Genomic DNA, 22,227 nt, shown 5'->3' on the forward strand with positions numbered 1-22,227 from the left:
CAGTTTTCCTCTGTGACACGGGGTTTCAGCCGATTGCGGCGCGACGACTTACTCAAGACCGCCTGCGAGGTGATCTCGGCCAGGGGGTTCGGGCACACCAGGACGCTGGACATCGCCCGCGAGGCGGGGGTCAGCCAGGCACTGCTCTTCTACCACTTCGAAAGCAAGGACCATCTGTTCGCGCAGGCCTTCGCCTACGCGGCCAGGCGCGACATCGAGGCGCTGGCCAAGCTGGAGCGCTCCGGAGGCTCGGCGCTCGACCGGCTGCGCGCGCTGCTGCGCCTGCACTCCCCCACCGGGTCCGCCAAGAGCTGGCGGCTGTGGATCGACGCCTGGGCGGAGTCGATGCGCAGCACCGACCTCGAGGAGACCACCCGCCGGCTCGACCTGCGCTGGCAGGAGGCCTTCCAGGCGATCGTCGAGGACGGCGTGGCGGCGGGGCAGTTCGTCTGCCCGGACCCCGAGGGGACGACCTGGCGGCTGCTCTCGCTCTCCAACGGGCTGGCGGTGCAGGTGACCGTACACAAGAAGGTGCTGCCGCGGCGGCGGGTGGCCGAGCTGCTGCGTACGGCGGCCGCCACCGAACTGGGGCTCTCCCCCGAGGACCTGTGAGCCATCCGTTTCACCGCTACCGAATAGGACATAAACGCCTATATCGGGAGGTGGTGTCGTGAGCTCCAAGTCACGCAAGACGCGTGAGCAGCACGAAGAGAAACACGAGAGCCGTCAGATGGAGGCGCCGGTCTCGCTGTCCAAGGCGCGAGAGGCGTCACGGGCGATGACCGAGCGCACGGCCTCCGGTGGTGCCCTGTCCAAGCGGCTGGCCAAGCAGTCGCTCCCGCTGCGCAGAGGGCAGCGCGGCGGCACCAACAAGCAAGGCGGAGGCCGCCAGAGCTAGCTGGTGAATCCCAAGATGCCGGTCCCGGGCCATCCCTCGGACGCCGTCTGGCCTGACCGTCCCAGGCCTCGGGACCGGTACACCGGGAAAGTTTCCTAAGAGCCTGGTCAGAGCTCTCAGCCTTCCGACCTCTATGACGTTTCCGCAGGTCAGAGCAAACATGAACGCACGTTTCACGTTTGCCAAACGCGGATCTCCTGGTCAAGGATGAATCATCACCCAGACGAACCCCCCAAGAGGGGTGTGTTCGCCGTGCCCGCCGATCCCCCGAGGACGCGATGATGATCCATGCCCGTGGGCTGACCAGGCGATTCCGAATCAAACGCGAGAGCGTCGACGCCGTTCGCGGCATCGACCTGGACGTCGGGAAAGGCCAGCTCGTGGCCTTCCTCGGCCCGAACGGCGCAGGCAAGTCCACCACCCTGCGCATGCTGACCACCCTGCTTCCCCCGACCTCCGGCACCGCGACCGTCGCGGGCCTCGACATCGTCGCCGACCCCGCGGCCGTGCGCGCCCGCATCGGCTACGTCGGCCAGAAGAACAGCGCGGGCGAGTACTTCCGCGTCCTGGACGAACTGGTCACCCAAGGCCGCTGCTACGGCATGACCAGGACCGAGTCCCGCCGCCGCGCCGACGAACTGCTCGACCTGCTGGACCTGCGGCCGCTGGCCGCCCGCAAGCCCGGCACCCTCTCCGGCGGCCAGCGCCGCCGCCTGGACATCGCCATCGGCCTCATGCACCGGCCCGCGCTGCTCTTCCTGGACGAGCCGTCGACCGGCCTCGACCCGCAGAGCCGCGCCAACATCTGGGCGCACATCCTGCGCCTGCGCGAGGAGCAGGACACCACGCTCTTCCTGACCACGCACTACCTGGAGGAGGCCGACAGCATGGCCGAACGGGTGGTGATCATCGACCACGGCCGGATCATCGCCGACGGGACGGCCGCCCAGCTCAAGAGCGACCTGGCCGGTGACCGCATCACCGTCACAGTGCCCGACCCGGCCTCGGCCGCGCGGGCCGCCGACCTGGCCGCGCGGGCCGTCTCGGCCAGCGAGGCCGTCACCGAGGACTCGACGGTACGGCTGCGCGTGCCCCGCGCCGACACCGCCCTGCCCGAGTACCTCCGCGTTCTGGAGGCGGCGCAGATCAAGGTGTGCGCCGCCGAGACGGCCAGGCCGACGCTCGACGACGTCTTCCTCGCCCTGACCGGCCGTACCCTGCGCGAGAGCGACGCCGAGGGGGTGGCGGCGTGAGGGCCTTCGTCCGCGACACGCTCACCGTCTTCGAGCGCGAGATCGCCCCCAGCCTGCGCGAGCCGCTCGGGCTGCTGTTCACGATGGCGCAGCCGCTGCTGTTCCTGTTCCTGTTCGGCCCGCTGCTCGGCGGGACGCAGGGGTTCTCCGGCGGGTCGCCGTGGCAGTGGTTCGTGCCCGGCATCCTGATCATGATGTGCCTGTCGGGTCCGATGATGTCCGGCTGGAACCTGCTGGTCGAACTCCTCGGCGGATCACTGGAGCGGATGCTGGTGACGCCGCTGAACCGGGCGGCGATGCTGGTCGGCAGGACAATGAAGGAGTTCGTGATCCTGTTCGCCCAGGCCGTGCTCATCATCGCCCTGGCGCTGCCGCTGGGTTTCCGGCTGCATCTCGGGGGCGTGCTGGCCGGGATGGCGCTGCTGGTCGTGTTCGGGGTCGGGCTGGGCGCGCTGTCGTTCCTGCTCGCGCTGCGCTCCCACCCCGGCGGCGACCTGTTCTACGGCGTCACCCAGATCATCATGTTCCCGCTGATGCTGCTGTCCGGGGTACTGCTGCCGATGGACTACGGCCCGCAGTGGCTGCAGACCGCGGCGGCGATCAACCCGGTCTCGCACATCGTCGCCGCCGAACGCGAACTGTTCGCCGGCCGCTTCACCGACATCTCCCTCGTGTACGGCACGCTCGCGGCCTGCGCGGTCGCCGCGCTCGGCCTGTGGCTCGGCACCCGCGCCATGCGCAAGGGCATCTGAGCTTTACTCACAACGGTACGGAAGGGCTTTCCCAGACGAGGGTCTGCGCAGGTCGTGACCAGTGGGAGCATGTCTTGGTCAAGACGGTTCAAAGGAAGGTCACGATCGGTGAGGCGGCTACTCACGGTTCTGCTGCTCGCGTGCTGCGCGGTCGGTGTCGGGGCCGGTCCTGCGCAGGCCCACAACAAGCTGGTCGGCAGCGACCCCGCCGACGGCGCGCGGCTCGCGGCCGGGCCGTCCCGGGTGACGCTGGAGTTCGACCAGCCCGCCCGGCAGGGGTACGCGGTGGTCTCGGTCACCGGGCCCGGGGGCGGGCGGTTCGAGAGCGGCGCCGCGACCGTGCAAGGGGTCAAGGTGGGCATCGGGGTGAAGCCCCTCGGGGCGGCCGGTGAGTACGTGATCGGCTACCGCATCCTCTCCTCCGACGGCCACCCCGTCTCCGGCAAGATCACTTTCACCCTGACCGCCGCCGCGGCACCCGCCGAGTCCGTGCCCGCGCCGTCCGCCGGCGGTGATGCCGCGGCCACGCCCGCCACCTCGACCGCCGACCCCGAGTCCGCGTCGGAGCCCGCTCCCGCGACGGACGCCACCGCGCGGCCCGGGGCGGGTCCCGCGGACCAGGACCTCAGCGCTCAGGCGGCCGAGGCGGCGGCCAACGGCGGCGCGGGGATGGCCATCGTGTGGGTCGTCGGCGCCCTTCTTCTGCTCGGCGCGGGCACGATCGTGGCCCTGCGGCGCGCCGGCACCTCCGGCCCGGACTCCGGTCCCGCGGACTCGGGTTCCCCGGACGCCGGAGGCGGGGGCGACGGGCACGAGGGTGCGGGAGCCGTACAGCGTGGGGGTTCGGTGTGAGTGCTGTGGTGAGTGTGCCCGTCGCCGCGACCGGGCGGGCCCGTGGGTGGAGTGTGGTCGGGGGGCTGGTCTTCTCGTCGGTGGTGGCCGTGGTCGTGGGCAGTACGTTCACCGCGGAGGAGGCGGTGCCGGGGATCGTGATGCCGGGGCCGGTCGTGGAGTACGGCCTGCCCGTCGTGCGGGTGCTGCTCGATCTCGCCTCGGCGGCCGTCGTCGGGCTCAGCGTGCTGCCCAAGCTGCTCGGGTTCGACGATCCGGACCGTACCGAGCCGGTGATGCGCAGGGCCCGGTCCTACGCGGTCGGCGCCGCCTGGCTGTGGGCGATCACCGCCCTGGTCGCCGTGGTCTTCTACACCGCCGAACTGAACCCGGGCGGGGTGCCCACGCTGGGGATGATCGCCGCCTACATCGGCTCCGTCGGCGCGGGCCAGGGGCTGCTGTTCACGATGGCGTGCGCGCTCGGCTACGCGGGCATCGGCCTGCTGGCGGTGCGGTTCGGCGAGAAGGTCCCGGCCGAGCTGCGGATCGTGGTGGCGCTGTTCGGGCTGCTGCCCATCCCGGTCACCGGCCACGCGGTCGACTCCGTCTGGCACGACCCCATCATGATCTCGATGGAGCTGCACGTGATGGGCGCCGCCGTCTGGACCGGCGGCCTGCTCGCCGTGGCCGCCCTGGTCGCGCGCGACCGCGAGCTGCTGGCCAGGGCGCTCCCGGGATTCTCCAGGCTCGCCACCGTCAGCCTCGCGCTGGTCAGCGTGTCCGGCCTGGTCAGCGGCCTGTCCACGATGGCCCTCACCACGGGCGTGGAGCTGCCCGGCGACATCCTCACCACCGGGTACGGCCTGCTCGTGGTGGCCAAGGTGGCGCTGGTCGGCCTGCTGATCCCGCTGGCCGCCAACATCCGGTACCGCCTGATGCCGCGCATCGCCCGCCTGGAGGGCACCTCCGTCGCCGCCTGGGCCGCGACGGAGGTGGCGGTGATGGGCCTGGCCTACGGCGTGGCGGTGGCCCTCACCCGGGCGCCGATCGGCTGATCGGCGGCCCGCAGCTCGAACCGGGTGACGAACCACTCCATCACCAGCCAGGCGACGGCCAGCCCGGCCCCCGCGTAGACCGCCGAGTACACGGCCAGGGGCGGGGCGGCCAGCACCTGCTCCTGCACCATCAGCGCGCCGTACACGGCGGCGGTGGCGAGCACCGCGCCGAGGACGGCCCGCACGGCGGGCAGCCGTACCAGGAAGGCCAGGTCGACGCAGATCGCGGCGATCACCAGGAAGTACGGCACCGCGGACGGCGGGAAGTCGCTGACGGTGAGCAGCGGCCAGATGAGTGAGCGGTAGGCCACCAGCGCGCCCGCGACCAGCGTCGCCGTGCCGAACCTGCCGGTCATCATCCGGGCGGCGACCAGCACGATCAGGCCCGCGACGGTGAAGTAGACCGGGTAGAGGAAGTCGGGGACGGGCAGCGAGAAGGCCACCATCATCGGCCGGTCGATGTCCCGGCCCATCTGGTCGGCGGCGAACTGCAGCAGGATCGGCTCGGCGTACGGCTGCTGGCGGTCCCAGGCGGCGATGGACAGCACGCCGTACTCCTGGTGCTGTGCCGGGAAGAGCACGTTCTCCAGGAAGAAGACGAAGAAGGCGCCCAGGATCAGTTTGCTTCTGGAGTCCGATGGGGCGCCCTGGTACCAGCCGCGGATGATGCCGGCGATCATGAAGAAGGTGCCGACGTACAGCATGATGTGCGACGGGCTCCACGAGGTGATGTCGAGCCCGTTGACGCGGTGGTTGATCAGGTCGAGCGGCACGGCGACCAGGAAGATGCCGGTGCCCCACTGGATCAGCCGCAGCGCGGTCCTGTCGACGCCGTAGCCGGTGTAGCCGTGGATGACGGTCAGCGCGAGGGCGAGGGCGGTGCCCACCGAGTTGAGCAGGTGCGGCGGGGCGAGGTCGTCGCGCAGCCATTTGAAGTGCCAGGAGACGTCCCAGGACGATCCCAGCACTTTGAAGGTGAACGCCACGAGCCATCCGTAGTAGAGGACTCTGAACAGGTCGGGCGGCGTCTCGCGCCCCGCCGGTCCACGGGTCCAGTAGGGCATCGCCCAGGTGACCGCGGATTTGAGGACTGCTTGTGGCTTCACGCCTGGACATGATGCCGGGCCTTTACCTTCTCCGCAATCGGGGCACAATTGCGACATTTCACCTGAGTGGGGAGTTTTTCCTAGGGCTGTCTCGGGCGAAGCCGTACAGGGAGGTGTTTGAGGCCGTTCTGGAAGTTGGACGTCAGCCTGACCGGGGTGCCCGCCAGGTCGACGTCCCAGGCGAGCAGCCGCCTGAACACCGCGCGCAGCTGCACCCTGGCCAGGTGCGCACCGAGGCAGAAGTGCGGGCCGAAGCCGAAGCTGACGTGGTCGTTGGGGGTGCGGGCGATGTCGAAGCGGTCGGGGTACGGGAAGACCGTCTCGTCCCGGTTCGCGGAGGCGTGGTAGACGACGACCTTCTGTCCCGCGGCGATCGGCACGCCGCCGAGTTCGAGGTCGCGCGTGGCGGTACGCCGGAAATCCATCACCGGCGGCCAGAACCGCAGCATCTCCTCCACCGCCGAGTCCAGCAGCGACGGGTCCGCGCGCAGCCTGGCGAACTCGGCCGGGTGCCGCAGCAGCGTCAGCAGGCCGCCCGGGATGCCGTTGCGCAGCGTCTCGTTCCCGGCGACCGCGAACAGGAAGAACATGTTCTCGAACTCGGCCTCGGTCAGGCCGCCCGCGAGCATCCTGGACATCACGTCCTGGCCGTTCCCGCCGCGCGCGGCCAGCGCGTGGGCGTACGCGAACATGTCCGCCAGCGCCGCCCGCGACCGCGGATTCACCCCCGGCCGCGGCTCGGGACGCGAAGCGCAGGCCAGGCGGCCCATCAGACTGAGCGAGCCCACCTCGGCCGTCGACAGGCCCGCGTAGTCGGCGTCCTGGTAGCCGATCACCCGCGACGCCCAGTCGTACAGCAGCCGCCGGTCCTCCGCGGGCACCCCCATGACGTGCGCCAGCGTCCACACCGGCAACTCCGCCGCCACCTCCACGAAGTCGCACTCCCCCGCCGCGAACAGCTCGCCCGCCCGCGCCTCGACGGTTTCCTCAAGCGCCCGTACGGCCCGCGGCGTGAACGCGGCGGCCACGATCCGGCGCAGCCTGGAGTGGTCCGGCGGATCGGTGTTGAGCATCATCGCCTGGACGAACGCCAGGTCGGAGGGCGTTTCGGGGTCGCGGATCTGGGTGGCGCCCAGGTGCGAGGAGAAGTCCTCGGGCGTACGCAGGACGTGCTTGACGTCGGCGTGCCGGAAGACCGCCCAGTACCCTGTTCCGGCGGGCCAGGGACCTATCGCGGGCTCGTCGATCCAGCAGACCGGCGCGTCTCGGCGAAGCCGGGCGAACACCTCGTACGGCACTTCCGAGGCATAGGTCTCCGGCAGGAACACCTCGACCGGCCCTGTGCTTCCATTCCTCTGGCCCGCTTGGCGGCCACCTGCCGTCCGCTCCATGTCCACAGCCGTTCCGTCCTCGGGCGTGTCGTCCACAGGCCCGCGTCCGCCGCTCCCCAACACGCTCTCCAGCCTGCATGATGAGCGCGTGACACCTGAAGAAGGCGACGCGATCCTGAAGGACTATTTCGCCCCCTGGGTCCAGGATCTGGGGTTGCGCGTGGAGGAGGTGGGCGAACGGCGGGCCGTGCTCAGGCTGCCGTGGTCCGGCCGGCTCGCCCGCGAGGGCGGCGGCATGTCGGGGCAGGCGCTGATGGCCGCCGCCGACACGGCGACCGTCATCGCGATCGCCTCCGCCCGCGGCGGATTCGTCCCGATGACGACCGTCCAGCAGTCGACCACCTTCCAGCGCCCGATCATCGACGCCGACGTGCTCATCGAGGTGCGCGTCACCAAGCTCGGCCGCACCCTGGCCTTCTCCGAGGTCACCCTGACCCCGGAGGGCTCCGCCGATCCGGCGGCGCACGCCTCCACGGTCTACGCGATCCTGGGCTGACCTGGGGCGGGGGAGCGTCTCAGGAATCTCTCAGGTCGTGAAAGTAGGCTGCGCCCAGGTGCGAGCGCGGCGGGTCAGGCGAGCGGGTGCGTTCGCCATGACCATCTCCGAGGGGAACGCATGAAGCGAGTCGTCGCGCTGGTCGCGGCCGTGGCCGTCATCGCCATGACGGCATGGTGGGTGTGGCCGTCGGCTCCGGAGCCGCGCGGTCAGAACCAGCGGATCGACGTCGTCGACGGCCCCGCCGACGACCAGCGGATCACCCTCGACGCCACGTTCTTCGCACCCGCCGACGGCGGCAAGGCTCCCGCGATCCTGCTCGCGCACGGCTTCGGCGGGAGCAAGCAGAGCGTCAGGGAGCAGGCGAGCCGCCTCGCCCAGGACGGCTACGCCGTCCTCACCTGGTCGGCGCGCGGCTTCGGCGCCTCCACCGGCCAGATCGCACTCAACTCCCCCGACTACGAGGTCAAGGACGTCAAGCAGCTGATCGACTGGCTCGCGAAGCGTCCGGAGGTGCGACTCGACGCGGCGGGCGACCCCCGCGTCGGCATCGCCGGCGGCTCGTACGGCGGAGCCATCGCGCTGATGACCGCCGCCCACGACGCCAGGGTCGACGCCATCGTCCCCATGATCACCTGGCACGACCTGGCCGACGCGCTCTTCCCCGACGCCACCGGCGCGGGCCCCGCCAACGGCGTGTTCAAGCGCATGTGGGCGGGCCTGTTCTTCAGCCGCGGCGCTCCCGTACAGGGCCAGGGCGGGCTGGGCGGGCTGGGCGCGCTGAGCGAGACGCCGCGCCCCGTCTCTGCCGAGGAGGCCCGCTGCGGCCGGTTCCTGCCCGCCATCTGCGAGATGTACCAGCAGGTCGCCACGACGGGCAAGGCGACGCCCGAGGCGATCGAGACGCTGCGGAAGTCGAGTCCCGTCTCGGTGGCGGGCCAGATCAAGGCGCCCGCCCTGCTGCTGCAGGGCCAGCGGGACTCGCTGTTCCCGCTGAGCCACGCCGACGCCAACGCCAAGGCGATCGCCGCCACCGGCACTCCCGTGCAGGTGGCCTGGTTCGACGGCGGACACGACGGCGGCAACGGCGAAGTCGACTGGCTCCACGAACAGACCCTCGCCTGGTTCGACCACTGGCTGAAGGGCACCACCCCGGCGGCCGGCGGCGGCTCCGGAACCGCCGCGGGCGCGAGCGCAGTGGGCGCCGCGCCGCCCGGGCAGCAGTTCACCGTCACGCGTGACGCCGGGCGCGATCCCGGAACCCGGCAGCGAGTGCGGGCGCATCCGGGCGCCGACCGCTACCCGGGCCTGTCCGGCACTGCCACGACGCCCGTGACCCTGACCGGCCCCGAGCAGAACGTCGCCACCCCGCCCGGCGGCTCGCCCGCCTCCATCTCGGCGGTGCCCGGCTTCGGCGGCCTGCTCGGCGGCGGCCAGTCCAACCTCAGCGTCTCCCTCGACATGCCCGGCCAGAGCGCCGCCTTCGAGTCGGCCCCGCTCACCGCGCCGCTGCAGCTCACCGGAAGCCCGACCGTCAAGGTCAAGGTGCGGGGCAAGGGCGAGGTGACGCTGTTCGCCAAGCTGTACGACGTCGCCGACAGCGCCCAGCCGCCCAACCTGCCGCAGGGCCTCGTGGCCCCGGTGCGGGTGACCGTTCCCGAGGGCGGCGACTCGGCCGAGGCGACGATCACCCTGCCCGCCGTCGACCACCTCTTCGCCGTCGGGCACAAGCTGCGACTGACGCTGACGACGACCGACCTGGCCTACTCCGCGCCGAGCCAGCCCGCCACCTACCAGATCGGCCTGGCCTCCCCCACCCTCACCGTCCCGACCGTCGAGGCGCTGACCACCCCGGCGACCGGCCCCGCGTGGTGGACCTGGGCCATGCCCTTGGCGGCCGTCGCGCTCGCCGCCGGTCTCCTGCTCCAGGGCCGCATACGAGCCCCCTCAGGCAGGCCGGCGGGTGGGACACCGGTGGACCTGCCCGGCGGTTCCGAGGGTGGGGCCGCGGGCGGGATTCCGCTGGAGATCAGCGGGCTGACCAAGGCGTACCGCAACGGCGAGCTCGCCGTCGACGGGCTGTCCTTCACGGTGGAACAGGGGCAGGTGCTCGGGCTGCTCGGGCCGAACGGCGCGGGCAAGACGACCACGATGCGGATGATGCTCGGCCTCATCCAGCCCGACGCGGGCGAGATCCGCATCTTCGGCGACAAGGTGACACCGGGTGCCCCGGTGCTGTCCAGGCTCGGCTCGTTCATCGAAGGCGCGGGGTTCCTGCCGCACCTGACCGGGCGCGACAACCTCGACCTGTACTGGAAGGCCACCGGCCGGCCCGCCCAGGACGCCCACCTGGAGGAGGCGCTGCAGATCGCCGGGCTGGGGTCGGCCCTCGACCGCGCGGTGCGCACCTACTCCCAGGGCATGCGCCAGCGCCTGGCCATCGCCCAGGCCATGCTCGGCCTGCCCGACCTGCTGGTGCTCGACGAACCCACCAACGGTCTCGACCCGCCCCAGATCAGGGAGATGCGCGAGGTGCTCAAGCGCTACGCGCTCACCGGCAAGACCGTGATCGTCTCCAGCCACCTGCTGGCCGAGGTGGAGCAGACCTGCAGCCATGTCGTCGTCATGCACCGCGGCCGGCTGATCAGGACGGGCCCGGTCGACGTCCTGCTGAGCACCGCCAAGTCCAACGGCCACGGCCCGCGCCTCGAGGACGTGTTCCTCGATCTGATCGGAGAGAACTCATGACGACCGCGCCCGCCCCGGTGCGCTCGCGCTCCACGACGGCCCCCGGCTACGCGCCCGGCCGTACGCTGACGCTGCGGGTGGAGATCGTCAGGCAGTTCAAGCGCCGCCGGACGATCGTGATGTTCGGGCTGCTACTGGCGCTGCCGTGGATCCTGGTGATCGCCTTCAAGTTCGGCCCCACCCAGGGCGGCTCCCAGCAGGCGTCGCTGCGCATCTCCGACCTGGCGACGGCCAGCGCGCTCAACTTCAGCGCCTTCGCCCTGTCGGTGTCGGCCGGCTTCCTGCTGGTGGTCGCGGTGGCGCTGTTCTGCGGCGACACCGTGGCCAGCGAGGCGAGCTGGTCCTCGCTGCGCTACCTGCTGGCCGCCCCGGTGCCGCGCGACAGGCTGCTCCGCCAGAAGCTCATCGTCGCGCTCGGCTACTCCGCGCTGGCGGTGATCTGCCTGCCACTGATGGCGCTGCTGGCGGGGACACTCGCGTTCGGCTGGCACGACATCCAGGTCCCCGGCACCGGCGAGACGATCCCCGCCCTCGACGTCCTGCCCCGCTTCGGCATCGTGATCGGCTACGCCCTGGTCAGCCAGCTCGTCATCGCCTCACTGGCGTTCCTGCTGTCCACGGTCACCGACTCCCCGCTGGGCGCGGTCGGCGGCGCCGTCGGCCTGGTGATCGTGAGCAACATCCTGCAGGCGGTCGAGGCGCTCGGCGCGCTGCGCGAGTTCCTGCCGACGTTCTGGAACACGGCCTGGCTCGACGCCCTCGCCCCGGAGCTCGACTGGAGCGGCATGACCAAGGGCGCGGCGGTCTCGGTGACGTACTCCGCCATCCTGATCGCCATAGCCTTCAGACACTTCCGCAAGAAGGACGTCGTCAGCTGAGCCCCCCTCCCTCCACGCTCGCGTAGTCGGGCCGCAGATGCGGCTTCATAGGCGGCGGGGCCATGAGGTCGGGGCTTCTGTGGAGCCGATGCAGGCTGTGGGTCTCGGCGCACTCGAAGATCGCGCTGTGAAGGGCGATCTCGGGCCGAGGGGTGGCGTCAGCCCCAGTGCGGGGGCTTGTCGTCGAGGTAGTGGGCGTCGTCGAAGGCGGAGGAGTCGTCACCCCAGCCGAGGTCGGTGTCGTCGCCGGTCTGTTCGGGCAGGTGTTCACTCACGCCAACCATGCTATCCGGGGCAGGAACCGCGGCGTGGAGTCGCCGGTCGGCGGCGGGTACAGGCCCGCCGCCAAGATGATCGCGGTGATCGTCCCCTCGGCCATCTGGGCGACGCGCGCGGATGTGGATTCACCCCAATGCCCCCTATTGGGGTTCCGGTTATGTCAAAAGGGGTGGAGGGGCTGCTACCTGGAGGGGGAAACGGTTGCCCCGTACATGTGCGGCACAAAGGACAGTGATAGTCGCCCGGGGTACAGTGAATCAGCGGGTCGGCGACGGCGCGCGCAACGTGAGATGCAGGTGTCGGCTACCCCCCGTGAGGCTGCCCATGGCCACCCCGACAGGTTGGCGTCGCGAAGGCAATCTACCCGCAGAGCTCACGAGTTTCGTGGGTCGCACCCGCCTGCTCGCCAACCTCAAACGCCACCTCTCCGAGTCACGCCTGGTGACCGTCACGGGAATCGGCGGTGTCGGCAAGTCGCGCACGGTGCTCCGGCTGGCCCACCAGGTGCGCTCGCAGTACGACGACGGTGTCTGGTTCGCCGACCTGGCCAGGCTGCAGGACGCGGGGATGGTGAAGCACACGATCGCCTCCGCCCTGGGCATCGCCGACCAGTCGTCGCGCGCGGCGTCGGAGACGCTGTCGGAGTGGGTGGCCGACCGCAACATGCTGCTCATCATCGACACCTGCGAGCACCTGGTGGACGGCTGCGCGGAGCTGGTCGACGAGCTACTCACCGCGAATCCGAACCTGAAGGTGCTGGCCACGAGCCGGCAGTCGCTGCATCTGCCGTACGAGCATGTGGTGCCGGTGCCGCCGCTGGTGGTGCCGGGGGATGATCCGAACGAGAGCCTGTTCAACAACGAGTCGGTGCTGCTGTTCGCCGCGCGGGCGGGCGCGGTGGTGCCCGATTTCGTGCTGGACGAGCACAACATCGGCGCGGTGGCGGAGCTGTGCCGCAGGCTGGACGGCATCCCGCTGGCGATCGAGCTGGCCGCGGTGCGGCTGCGGGCGCTGTCGGTGGAGCAGATCCTGGGGCTGCTGGCCGACCGGTTCAGCCTGCTCGCCGGTGCGAGCCGTACGGCGCTGCCGCGGCATCAGACGCTGCGGGCGGCCATCGGCTGGAGCCATGAGCTGTGCGAGCCCGCCGAGCGGCTGCTGTGGGCGCGGCTGTCGGTGTTCGCGGGGGACTTCGAGCTGGACGCGGCCAGGTTCGTCTGCTCGGACGCCCGGCTGCCGTCCGAGGCGATCACCAACCTGGTGACCGGCCTGGTGGAGAAGTCCATCCTGCTGATCAGGAGCGACCACGCGGGCGTGCGGTACAAGCTGATCGACACGCTGGCGGAGTACGGCGAGGAGTGGCTGGACAAGCTGGGCGAGTCCGAGCAGCTACGCCACCGCCACCTGGAGTACTACCTCGGCCTGGCCGAACGCAGCGAGGACGCTTGGTCGGGCCCGCGGCAGGTGTACTGGTTCGTGCGCATGCGCCAGGAGCACGACAACGTCCGCATGGCGCTGGAGCACGCGCTGCGCACGCCGGGCGAGTCGCTGCTGGCGCTGAAGCTGTTGTCGTCGCTGTGGTTCATGTGGGTGTGCTGTGGTTTCGCCCGTGAGGGCCGGGTGTATCTGGAGCGTGCCCTGCACGCCAACCAGACCCCGAGCAAGGAGCGCTGCAAGGCGCTCTGGGTGCTGTCGTACGTGCGCAGCGCGCAGGGTGACAGCGCGGGGGCGCTGCAGGCGGCCGAGCAGTGCAGCACGGAGGCGGTCAGGGTCGGCGACTCCCGGGCGGTGATCCTGGCCTCGAAGATGCAGGGCACCGCGGCGCTGCTGCAGGGCGACCTGCAGAAGGCGAGCGCGCTGCTGGGCGTGGCGATCGAGTTCAACACCGACAACAAGGAGCTCAACCCCGGCCTGCTGCCGGCGATCGTGGAGCTGTCACTGGTGCTGAACGCGCAGGGCGAGCTGTACGAGGCGGAGTCGCTGCTGCTGGACTGCCTGCAGGTGTGCCGGGAGCGCGGCGAGCTGTGGGTCAGCTCGTACGCCAACTGGGCGCTGTCACTGCCGAGGCTGGCGGCGAACCGGACGGCCGAGGCGCTGACCTGCGCGCAGGAGGGGCTGCGGATCAAGCGGCACTTCCACGACACGGTGGGCACGCTGCTGGCGCTGGAGACCACCGCCCGGATCTTCGTCGCGCAGGAGCAGGCGAAGCTGGCCGCCTGCCTGCTGGGCGCCCTGCACCAGAACTGGAAGACGTCGGGCCTGCCGATGCTGGGCGCGCCGTTCCTCACGGCCGATCACGAGAAGTGCGTCAAGGAGTGCCAGAAGCTGCTCGGCGAGGAGGAGTACCTGGTGGCTTTCGCGCAGGGCGCGCGGCTGGACCTGGACGAGGCGTCCTCGCTCGCGCTCGGCGAGCTGGACGCCCCGTCGTGATCCGCGCTCAGACGGCCTCGGGCCAGCGGGTGTCGCTCGGCCAGGCGTGCACGTAACGGGCGCTGTTCAGCGAGTAGTCGATGTGCCCGCGCACCCAGTGTTCGAGCCCGCGCACGTACCTGCGGACGGGCAGTGACGCCCAGCCTTCGAGTACGGCTCGCCGTTCGATGAAGCCGGCGAGCGTGTCGTTGTGCATGGTGGACACCACTTCGAGCGCCTTCTGCAGGTCGTAGGAGCGGTGCGTGGCCAGCACGGTGACGAGGTTGTGCCTGGCCTTGTCCCGGTCGCGCTCCTTGGCGTACGACAGCAGGTCGTTGTCCCAGCCGATCAGGTCGCAGGCCAGGTCGGACAGGGCTCTGACGTCGGGGTGGTGCCATTCCTCCGCTTCGAGGCGGTAGCCGCCGCCGATGTCGATGAGGGCGAGGCAGGTGAAGGTGGCGCCGGTGATGCGGCGCATGAGGACGTAGTCCTTGGGCGTGGGGATGAGGTCGACCTCCCGGTTGGCCGCCTCCCAGATCTGGGCGAAGAGGTACTCCTTGACCGTCGTCCGCCAGCGTTCGAGCTGGGCGGGCGTGCCCACCTGGGCCAGGCGGGCCTGCACCTCGTTCAGGGCCAGCCCGAAAGGGTCACTCCGGAGGGGTTCCCGGCGGCCGTCGAGGATCTCCAGCAGCGGCGGCAGGGCGCGGGCCAGGGCGGAGGCCCGGTGGCCCATCAGCTCGCCCTCGCAGAAGGCGTCGTCGAAGGCGAAGAGCCAGTTGTACCAGTCGGTGATCAGGCGGAGGCTGTCGCGGGAGACCAGGGGGTTGGTGCGCGCGGCGAGGTGCCCGATCTTGGATCGTTTGAAGTGCTCCAGCGTGTCCAGGCCGGGGAGCATGCCCGAGGCGGCGAGCCAGGCGTGGCTCTCGGCGTCGGCCTCGTCGGCGTGGACGTTGATCTCGCTGGGGAAGGGGCAGGGGAGGGAGGGGATGCGGAGTGGTCGACCGCTGAACGTGTGCGCAGAAGTTGTAGCCACGCGTCCAGCATGACGATCGACCATTCGAAAAGCCACAGTATAGATGAACCACCATATTTCCTACTAATTCTCGTGGAACCACGCCAGAAATTGCTCGTTCGCGAACATCCGCGCGGTGTCCACCGCCGACGGGGTGCCCGCCTCGGGGTCGGCTCCCGCGTCCAGCAGTGCCCTGACCACGGCCGACTCCTTCTTGAACACGGCGCCGGACAGCGGCGTCTGCCCTCGGTCGTTGGCTCTGTCCGGGTCGGCCCCGTGCTCCGCCAGCATCCGCACTGTCGCGGCGTGACCGTGATAAGCCGCCAGCATCAGCAAGGTGTCACCGTTGTGGTTGGCGAGATTCGCCGGAACCCCGGCCTTCACATAGGCAGCAAGTGCCTCCGTCTCCCCGGCCCGAGCCAGGTCGAACATCTTGGTGGCGAACTCCTCGAGCTCCGGATCTTCGGCTGTGTCCATGCACGTATTGTGCCCGTGTCCGAAACCCTCGCCCGCCTCGATAGGGTGCGCTGCACGGAATCGTTGCGGCTCGCCGTAGGTTCAGGAAAGAGTACCGACGGAAAGGCTGATCAACCGTGTTCGACCCGACGGATCTCTACCGGCTCGCGGAGGATTCCCCCGAGCTGACCGATCCGGTGCTGCTCTACCACTTCGACGGCTTCGTCGACGCCGGCGGTGCCGGGCGCCTGGCCGTGGGCCACCTGCTGGCCGAGCTGGAGCACCGGGTCGTGGCGACCTTCGACGTGGACCGCCTGCTCGACTACCGCTCCAGGCGGCCGATCATGACGTTCGACACCGACAGGTGGGTCGACTGCGAGAGCCCCGAGCTCGCCGTCCACCTCGCGCACGACTCGACAGGCACGCCGTTCCTGCTGATGAGCGGCCCCGAGCCGGACCGGGAGTGGGAGCTGTTCACCCGCGCGGTCGGCGCGCTCGTCGAGGAGCTCGGCGTGAGCAAGATGATCACCGTGCACGGCATCCCGATGGCCGTGCCGCACACCAGGCCGCTCGGCGTCACCGCGCACGCCAGCAGGCCCGACCTGATCAGCCCGCAGACCAGCTCGTTCGGCCGGGTGCAGGTGCCCGGCAGCGTGGCCGCGCTGCTGGAGCTGCGACTGGGCGCCGAGGGCCGCGACGCGGTGGGCTACGCCGTCCACGTCCCGCACTACCTGTCCCAGGCGGAGTATCCGCAGAGCGCGGTCTCCGCGCTGGAGGCGGTGACCAGGAGCACCGGCCTGGTCTTCCCGATGGAGAGCCTGCACGAGGCCGCCGAGCGGACCACGGCGGAGATCGAGGAGCAGATCCGGTCCTCCACCGAGCTGTCGACCGCGATCAGCGGCCTGGAGCAGCAGTACGACGCCTTCGCCGGGGGCGCGGAGCGGGAGAACCTGATCGCCGAGTCGACGCCGATGCCCACGGGCGACGAGCTGGCCGCCCAGTTCGAGCAGTTCCTGGCCGAGCGCGACGACCGCGACGGCCTGGGCTGAGCCAGGGAAGATCGCCCGCGGGGTCTAGGCTGGGCCGATGAGCGAGATCCGGGTCGGCCTGGTCGGATACGGCCCCGCGGGCGCCTTCTTCCACGCCCCGCTGATCCACGCGACGCCGGGCATGCGCCTGTCCGCGGTGGTCACGCGCAATCCCGAACGCGCCGCCGAGGTCGAGCGGCGGTACGGCGCCGCCACGGTGGCCGAGGCGGACCACCTGTGGGAGCGCAGCGACCTGATCGTGATCGCCGCGCCGAATCGCACCCACGTCCCGCTGGCCACCGCCGCCCTCACCGCCGGACTCCCCGTCGTGGTCGACAAACCACTGGCCGGGACGGCCGACGAGGCCCGCTCGCTGATCCGGCTGGCGCATGAACACGGCCTCATGCTGACCGTCTTCCAGAACCGCCGCTGGGACGGCGACTTCCGCACGCTGCGCGCTCTGGTGGCGGCGGGCGCGCTGGGCGAGGTGTACCGGTTCGAGTCGCGTTTCGAGCGCTGGCGGCCCACGCCGAAGGGCGGCTGGCGCGAGGCGGGCGGCGTGGACGACCTCGGCGGCCTGCTCTACGACCTGGGCAGCCATCTGGTCGACCAGGCGCTGCGCTTGCTCGGCCCGGTCACCGGCGTCTACGCCGAGTGCGACGCACGCCGGCCCGGCATCGCCGCCGACGACGACACCTTCCTGGCGCTCACCCACGCGAACGGCGCCAGGTCCCACCTGTGGGCCAGCGCGGTGGCCGCCCACCTGGGCCCCCGCTTCCGGGTGCTCGGCTCCTCCGCGGCCTACCTGAAGGAGGGGATGGACGTGCAGGAGGAGCGGCTGCGCGCCGGGACGAGGCCGGACGAGCCCGGGTTCGGCGAGGAGCCCGAGGACCGGTGGGGCGTGCTGGGCACCGCCGAGTCGAACCGGCGGGTGCGCACCGAGCCGGGGGCCTACCTCGACTTCTACCAGGGCGTCGTGGCCTGCCTCAGGGCCGGCGGGCCGGCGCCCGTGGACCCCGCCGAGGTCGTCGAGGCGCTGGAGGTCCTGGAGGCGGCCCGGCGCTCGGCCACCGAGCGCCGAGTGGTCAGGCCCGGGCAGGCCTGACCGGGCCCGGGTCAGTCGCGCAGGCGGGCGCGCAGCAGGGTGGTGTCCGCGTCGGTCCAGCCCTGGGCGGTCAGCCAGCCCAGTGGCCCGCCGAAGCGGTCGTCGAGCACCTGCAGGAACCGCTCGATGTAGGCGCTTCTCGGCATGTGGTCGTCGGCGGGCCTGGAGTCCAGGTCGTCGCGGTAGGTGGCGCTGCCGCGCAGCCGTACCAGGATCCGCTCCAGGCGGTCGCCGGTGGCCGTGTAGTCGGCCACGATCGACTCGCGGGTGGCGCCCGCGATCTCCAGCGCCAGCGCGCTCAGCACGCCCGTGCGGTCCTTGCCGGCCGCGCAGTGCACCAGCGCGGCGCCGTCGCCGACGGCCATGACGCGCAGCGCCTCGACCACCGAGTCGGGCCGCTCGCGCAGGTAGCCGTAGTAGTAGCCGGTGACCCTGAGGTCTTCGTCCTCGGCCCGCTCCCGCCAGGGCAGCACCTTGTCGGCTTCGATGGTGTCGGCCTCGACGTCGGTGTGCCGGCCGCCTTCGGCGAACAGCGACAGGTGGTGGATGCTCACCTCGGGCACCGCGTTCAGCGGTCCGGGGCCCTCCAGCGACACCTCGGCCCCCGAGCGGAGGTCGACGACGTGCCTGAGCTTGAGTTCCCCGACGAGCAGGGCGATGTCGGCGGGGGTCAGAGCCTGCAGATTGTCGGATCTGAGGATGCGTCCCGGCCGGGTGGTCCCGCCGTCCACGGTGGGCAGGCCACCGAGGTCGCGGACGTTGACGGCACCCTGCAGGTCGATCCATCGTGTGAAGTTCGTCATCAGCAACGATCCTATATATCCGCATTAATCTGTGCGGATCGACGTTTCATAACGCAGCATGAAGAAAAAGGGAACCTGTCTCAAGGGGCAAGGAGGTCAGGTGGATCCGCGCGCGTTTCCCCCGCGGCTGGTCGTGGACCCGTCGCTACCGCCGGAGGTCTCGGCCCAGTTGCGCGCCGCGCCACACGCGATGCGGATGGCCAGGCAGGGGCGCAAGCACGAACCCGCGCGCAACTCCGCCCTGCTGTTCGTCCTCCCGGGCTTCCTCATGCTGATCTGGATGCTGACGAGCACCTCGGGCATGATCGTCGCCTTGGTGTGCATGGGACTGATCTCGCTGATGAGGTGGATGGCTGTGGACGAGACCAACCGCACCGCGCGCAGGCGCGTGAAGCTGGCCTACGAGCACGCGGGCAGGTACGTCCTGCCCGAGGATCTCGACTACCCCTGCCAGGTGCTCCTGCGCAGGGCGCAGAACGCCACCGACACGATCCTCGCCTCGGAGGTGCACCGGGCCGGGCTGATCGACACGATCGACAACCGGGTGACGCTGCCCGAGGAGGTCTGGCAGATCGCCAGGCGCCTGGCGAAGCTGTCGGCGATGCACTACGAACACGGCAGGATCGTTCCCAAGAACGTTCCCCAGGGGCTGGCCGAGGCGTTCCAGCCGTACACCACCGCGCTCGACACGGCCTGGACGTCGCTGTCGCAGCGGGTGCGCCATCTGGAGGAGTACGCCCTGCAGGTGCTGCGCGCCGACGACGTCTTCCGGGCGCACCGGCGGCTGGAGGTGCTCATCCAGCGCACCCCCGACTACCAGCGGCTGATCGCCGACACCGTCCGCGACGACCTGGCCCGCCAGCAGATCGAGCGGCTGTCCGACCAGGCGAGGCACGTCCGCAAGCTGTTCGAGGAGAGCATCGAGCAGGCCCGCCGGGCCGCCGGGCACCTGGTCAGGACTCCGCTTTCCTGAGCAGTTCGAGCGTTCTGCGCATGCCCGCCTCGTTGCCGAGGCTGCGGTAGATCTCCCTGGCCTGCCGCAGCGGCCCGGTCGCGGCCTTCCGGTCGCCCGCCTCGAGGTGCGCCTCCCCCAGACAGCGCAGGCTCAACGCCATCCGCCACCGGTCGTCCAGGGCCTCGAAGGCGTGGACGGCCCGCAGCAGATCCCGCTCGGCCTCCTCGCCCCTGCCCAGCCTGGCCAGTGCCCGGCCCGACGACAGCGCGCAGCGCGCCACCCCCCAGGAGTCGCCCAGCGCCCGCAGGATCTCCTCGGCCCGCCGTACCGACTCCAGCTCGGGTAAGCCGTTGCCCGGGTCGCCGACCTCGCCGGCCGCGCGCAGGCAGCGGGCCTCCTCCCACAGCTCACCGCGGAGCCTGAACATCTCCGCGGCCCTGCCGAGGTTGAGCGCCGCCCTGGTGAAGCCGTCGCCGGCGGCGCGCAGCTCGCCGTCTCTGCGCAGGCCGCGCGCCTGGGCGGCGAGCACCTCGCCGTAGACGCGCAGCGTCTGCGCCTCGGAGTAGCGGTTGCCGTCGCGCTCGAACACCGCCAGCGCCTCCTCCAGCAGCTCCCTGGCCTCCTCGGGGCGGCGCTGGGCCAGCCGCAGCTCGGCCAGGTTGCGCTGGGTGCGGGCCATCCACCAGGGGTCGTCCTCGCGCCTGAAGGCGGCGACGGCGCCGAGCAGGTCGCCCTGGGCGCGATCGAGGTGGCCGGCGCCGAACAGCGTCATGCCGATGGTCCGCATCGCCCGGGCCATCCACCAGGACTCGCCCAGGTCGCTGAAGATCTCCAGGGCCCGTTCGGCGTCCGCGCGCCCGCCGTCGTGGTTGCCGAACCCGCCGAGTACGGCCGCGCGGTCGAGCAGCGAGATGCCCAGCGCCCGCCGGTCGTCCATCCGCCGCGCGGCCTCGCAGGAGATCTCCGCGACGGCCTGCCAGTCCGACCAGTAGGCGCGCAGCGAGTGGCAGATCGAGCAGAACGCCCGCGCGAGCCCCCAGGCCGGCTCCCACAGCTCCAGTGTCCTGGCCAGGTTGACCATGGCGACCAGGCTGAGCCGTTCGGCGTTCAGCCACTCGGCCGCGGAGGCCTGGCCCTCGGGGGTGGTGGAGCGCCCGCCGCGGCCCCAGTCCTGCGGCCACCTGCCCTGGGCCACCGCCTCGGCCCTGCGCCGGTAGCCGGCCAGCACCCGTTCGACGGCGGCCAGCCGCCGGTCGGCGTCCTCGTCCTGCTCGGCCAGCTCGGCGGCGAAGAGTTTGACCAGGTCGTGCAGCCGGTAGCGCATCGTGCCGGTCTGGTCGGTGCCCGAGCACTCGGCGAGCTGCGCGTCGATCAGCGCCTCCAGCTGGTCGGCGCCGTCGAGGCCGGAGATGTCCAGCAGCTCGCCGGCCACCCAGGCGGGCACGTCGGGCGAGGTCAGCGAGCTGAGCAGGCGCAGCAGGCGGCGCTGCACGCCGGTGCAGTCGTCGTAGCTGAGCTGCACCGAGGCGCGCACGCTGGTGTCGATCGTGGGCGCGAGTTCGAGCTGGTCGAGGCGGCGGCGCTCGTCGGTGAGCCGGTCGGCCAGCTCCAGCAGCGACCAGGAGGCGCGGGAGGCGAGGCGTCCGCCGCAGATGCTGATCGCCAGCGGCAGGTGGTCGCAGATCTTGACGATCTGCCTGGCCGAGTCGAGGTCGTCGACCACCCGCGAGCCGCCCGCCAGCCTGGCCAGCAGCTCCACGCCCTGCGCCTCGCTGAACACGCTGAGCTGGGTGTCGTAGGTGTTCAGCAGGAACAGCGGCTGCCGCGAGGTGACGATCACCGCGCAGCCGGGTTCGGCCGGGATGAGCGCCTTGACGTGGGCGCTGTCGGGCGCGTTGTCCAGGCCGATGAGGATGCGGCGGCCCTTGGTCCAGGTCAGCCAGAGCTTGCGCAGCTCGTCGAGGCCGCCGGGGTCGGTGGTGAGCCGGACGCCGAGCGCGCGCAGGAACCCGGTCAGCACCTCCTCGGGCCTGACCGGCGCGTCGAGGCCGCCGCGCAGGTCGGCGTAGAGGCGGCCGTCGGGGAACCAGTCGGCGGCCTCCTGGCCGAACCTGGCCATGAGCGCCGACTTGCCCACGCCGCCCCTGCCGTACACCGAGACGACCAGGGGCGGGGCCACGTCGCCGGAGCCGCGGCGGGCGGCGAAGACCTTGCGCAGCTCGGCCAGGGCCTCGGTGCGGCCGGTGAAGTGCTCGGAGACCGGCGGCCACTGGTCAGGGGGCCGCCGCTCGTCTTCGGCGGCGCCCTCCGCCTTCGCGGACTTGGAGGTCAGCGTGGTGGCCCAGGTCGCCAGCCCGACCAGCAGCGCGGCGGCGAGCGTCACCCCGATCTTCGCCACGCCGGGCAGCTCCCACTCCAGAGACGCGGCCAGGATGCTCGCCGCGGCGGCCGCGCCCCCGGCCGCCACCGGCGCCGCCAGCGACGACGCCCGCCCGCGCCTCGGCTTCGGCGCCTCCTCCCCCTCACGATCGGGAAGCCGCGTATACCCCGCCAACACCCACCCCCTCCGAAGGAGATTCAAACTGATCGCGTACGGCTCGCGCCACCCTCCCGTGGAACCTGTGGACAGGGCCGAGCGTTGACCCTCTGAATGAGCGCGCGGACCGAGACCTCCCAGCCATTCGCCCTACTTTCCGCCTAGTCGTCGGTCCCGCATTTCCGAAGGGAGCTTGATGAAGGCCGTGGCAGCCGTCCCCCCGTTACGCCGGCCGCACT

The 22,227-nt window shown here is 71.2% G+C and carries 19 protein-coding genes; 13 read left to right on the plus strand and 6 right to left on the minus strand.

What is annotated here, in order from left to right; translation table 11 throughout:
* Positions 1-12 precede the first annotated feature (12 nt).
* The 6 genes from ABZ911_RS20015 (at position 13) to ABZ911_RS20040 (ending at position 4,789) form a co-directional block, all read left to right on the plus strand.
* Entirely contained in the window at positions 13-612 is a 600-nt protein-coding gene (locus ABZ911_RS20015; protein ID WP_358057420.1) for a TetR family transcriptional regulator C-terminal domain-containing protein, read from the plus strand.
* A 58-nt stretch (positions 613-670) separates the two neighbouring features.
* The gene (locus tag ABZ911_RS20020; protein WP_358057423.1) at positions 671-898 is read left to right on the plus strand and encodes a hypothetical protein; all 228 of its coding nucleotides are present in this window, start codon (positions 671-673) and stop codon (positions 896-898) included.
* Between the two features lie 281 nt (positions 899-1,179).
* A complete protein-coding gene (locus ABZ911_RS20025) occupies positions 1,180-2,151 on the plus strand; it encodes an ATP-binding cassette domain-containing protein (protein ID WP_358057426.1) in 972 nt (323 codons plus the stop codon).
* A complete protein-coding gene (locus ABZ911_RS20030) occupies positions 2,148-2,903 on the plus strand; it encodes an ABC transporter permease (RefSeq protein WP_358057429.1) in 756 nt (251 codons plus the stop codon). Before ABZ911_RS20025 ends, ABZ911_RS20030 begins: the two co-directional genes overlap by 4 nt.
* A 108-nt stretch (positions 2,904-3,011) precedes the next feature.
* Entirely contained in the window at positions 3,012-3,755 is a 744-nt protein-coding gene (locus tag ABZ911_RS20035; protein WP_358057432.1) for a copper resistance CopC family protein, read from the plus strand.
* Positions 3,752-4,789: a CopD family protein gene (locus ABZ911_RS20040; protein WP_358057435.1), complete on the plus strand. Its 1,038-nt coding sequence runs from the start codon at positions 3,752-3,754 to the stop codon at positions 4,787-4,789. Before ABZ911_RS20035 ends, ABZ911_RS20040 begins: the two co-directional genes overlap by 4 nt.
* Here the strand turns inward: ABZ911_RS20040 and ABZ911_RS20045 are convergent.
* The gene (locus ABZ911_RS20045; protein ID WP_358057438.1) at positions 4,747-5,895 is read right to left on the minus strand and encodes a hypothetical protein; all 1,149 of its coding nucleotides are present in this window, start codon (positions 5,893-5,895) and stop codon (positions 4,747-4,749) included. The two genes, ABZ911_RS20040 and ABZ911_RS20045, sit on opposite strands and share 43 nt — an antisense overlap.
* An 80-nt stretch (positions 5,896-5,975) precedes the next feature.
* Entirely contained in the window at positions 5,976-7,322 is a 1,347-nt protein-coding gene (locus tag ABZ911_RS20050) for a cytochrome P450 (RefSeq protein WP_358057441.1), read from the minus strand.
* Between the two features lie 52 nt (positions 7,323-7,374).
* Here ABZ911_RS20050 and ABZ911_RS20055 point away from each other — a divergent pair, with 52 nt between their 5' ends.
* The 4 genes from ABZ911_RS20055 to ABZ911_RS20070 all read left to right on the plus strand — a co-directional run bounded on the left by ABZ911_RS20055 (position 7,375) and on the right by ABZ911_RS20070 (position 14,114).
* Positions 7,375-7,782, plus strand: a complete 408-nt coding sequence (locus tag ABZ911_RS20055; RefSeq protein ID WP_358057444.1) for a PaaI family thioesterase — start codon at positions 7,375-7,377, stop codon at positions 7,780-7,782.
* A 120-nt stretch (positions 7,783-7,902) separates the two neighbouring features.
* Entirely contained in the window at positions 7,903-10,530 is a 2,628-nt protein-coding gene (locus tag ABZ911_RS20060) for a CocE/NonD family hydrolase (protein ID WP_358057447.1), read from the plus strand.
* A complete protein-coding gene (locus ABZ911_RS20065) occupies positions 10,527-11,408 on the plus strand; it encodes an ABC transporter permease subunit (RefSeq protein ID WP_358057450.1) in 882 nt (293 codons plus the stop codon). The genes ABZ911_RS20060 and ABZ911_RS20065 overlap by 4 nt, the downstream gene beginning before the upstream one ends.
* A 663-nt stretch (positions 11,409-12,071) precedes the next feature.
* Positions 12,072-14,114, plus strand: coding sequence for an AAA family ATPase (locus tag ABZ911_RS20070; protein ID WP_358057453.1), 2,043 nt, complete (start codon positions 12,072-12,074; stop codon positions 14,112-14,114).
* Positions 14,115-14,121: 7 nt separating this feature from the next.
* Here ABZ911_RS20070 and ABZ911_RS20075 read toward each other — a convergent pair whose 3' ends face one another.
* Together ABZ911_RS20075 and ABZ911_RS20080 are read right to left on the minus strand one after the other, a co-directional pair.
* Complete coding sequence (locus tag ABZ911_RS20075) at positions 14,122-15,126, minus strand: hypothetical protein (protein ID WP_358057456.1); 1,005 nt, start codon at positions 15,124-15,126, stop codon at positions 14,122-14,124.
* 63 nt (positions 15,127-15,189) lie between these two features.
* Positions 15,190-15,582, minus strand: coding sequence for an ankyrin repeat domain-containing protein (locus ABZ911_RS20080; protein ID WP_358057459.1), 393 nt, complete (start codon positions 15,580-15,582; stop codon positions 15,190-15,192).
* A gap of 116 nt (positions 15,583-15,698) precedes the next feature.
* Between ABZ911_RS20080 and ABZ911_RS20085 the strand changes: the two genes are divergently transcribed.
* Together ABZ911_RS20085 and ABZ911_RS20090 are read left to right on the plus strand one after the other, a co-directional pair.
* A complete protein-coding gene (locus ABZ911_RS20085; protein WP_358057462.1) occupies positions 15,699-16,610 on the plus strand; it encodes a PAC2 family protein in 912 nt (303 codons plus the stop codon).
* A 37-nt stretch (positions 16,611-16,647) separates the two neighbouring features.
* Positions 16,648-17,694: a Gfo/Idh/MocA family oxidoreductase gene (locus tag ABZ911_RS20090; protein ID WP_358057465.1), complete on the plus strand. Its 1,047-nt coding sequence runs from the start codon at positions 16,648-16,650 to the stop codon at positions 17,692-17,694.
* An 11-nt stretch (positions 17,695-17,705) separates the two neighbouring features.
* Here ABZ911_RS20090 and ABZ911_RS20095 read toward each other — a convergent pair whose 3' ends face one another.
* Positions 17,706-18,497 (minus strand): tyrosine-protein phosphatase, encoded by a 792-nt coding sequence (locus tag ABZ911_RS20095; RefSeq protein WP_358057468.1) that lies wholly within the window; start codon positions 18,495-18,497, stop codon positions 17,706-17,708.
* A 100-nt stretch (positions 18,498-18,597) separates the two neighbouring features.
* Between ABZ911_RS20095 and ABZ911_RS20100 the strand changes: the two genes are divergently transcribed.
* Positions 18,598-19,470: a hypothetical protein gene (locus ABZ911_RS20100; RefSeq protein ID WP_358057471.1), complete on the plus strand. Its 873-nt coding sequence runs from the start codon at positions 18,598-18,600 to the stop codon at positions 19,468-19,470.
* Here the strand turns inward: ABZ911_RS20100 and ABZ911_RS20105 are convergent.
* On the minus strand, positions 19,451-22,006 hold the full coding sequence (locus ABZ911_RS20105) for a tetratricopeptide repeat protein (RefSeq protein ID WP_358057474.1): 2,556 nt from the start codon (positions 22,004-22,006) through the stop codon (positions 19,451-19,453). The genes ABZ911_RS20100 and ABZ911_RS20105 overlap by 20 nt on opposite strands.
* Positions 22,007-22,227 lie beyond the last annotated feature (221 nt).

Source organism: Nonomuraea sp. NPDC046570 (genome assembly GCF_040645915.1).
GTDB lineage: Bacteria > Actinomycetota > Actinomycetes > Streptosporangiales > Streptosporangiaceae > Nonomuraea.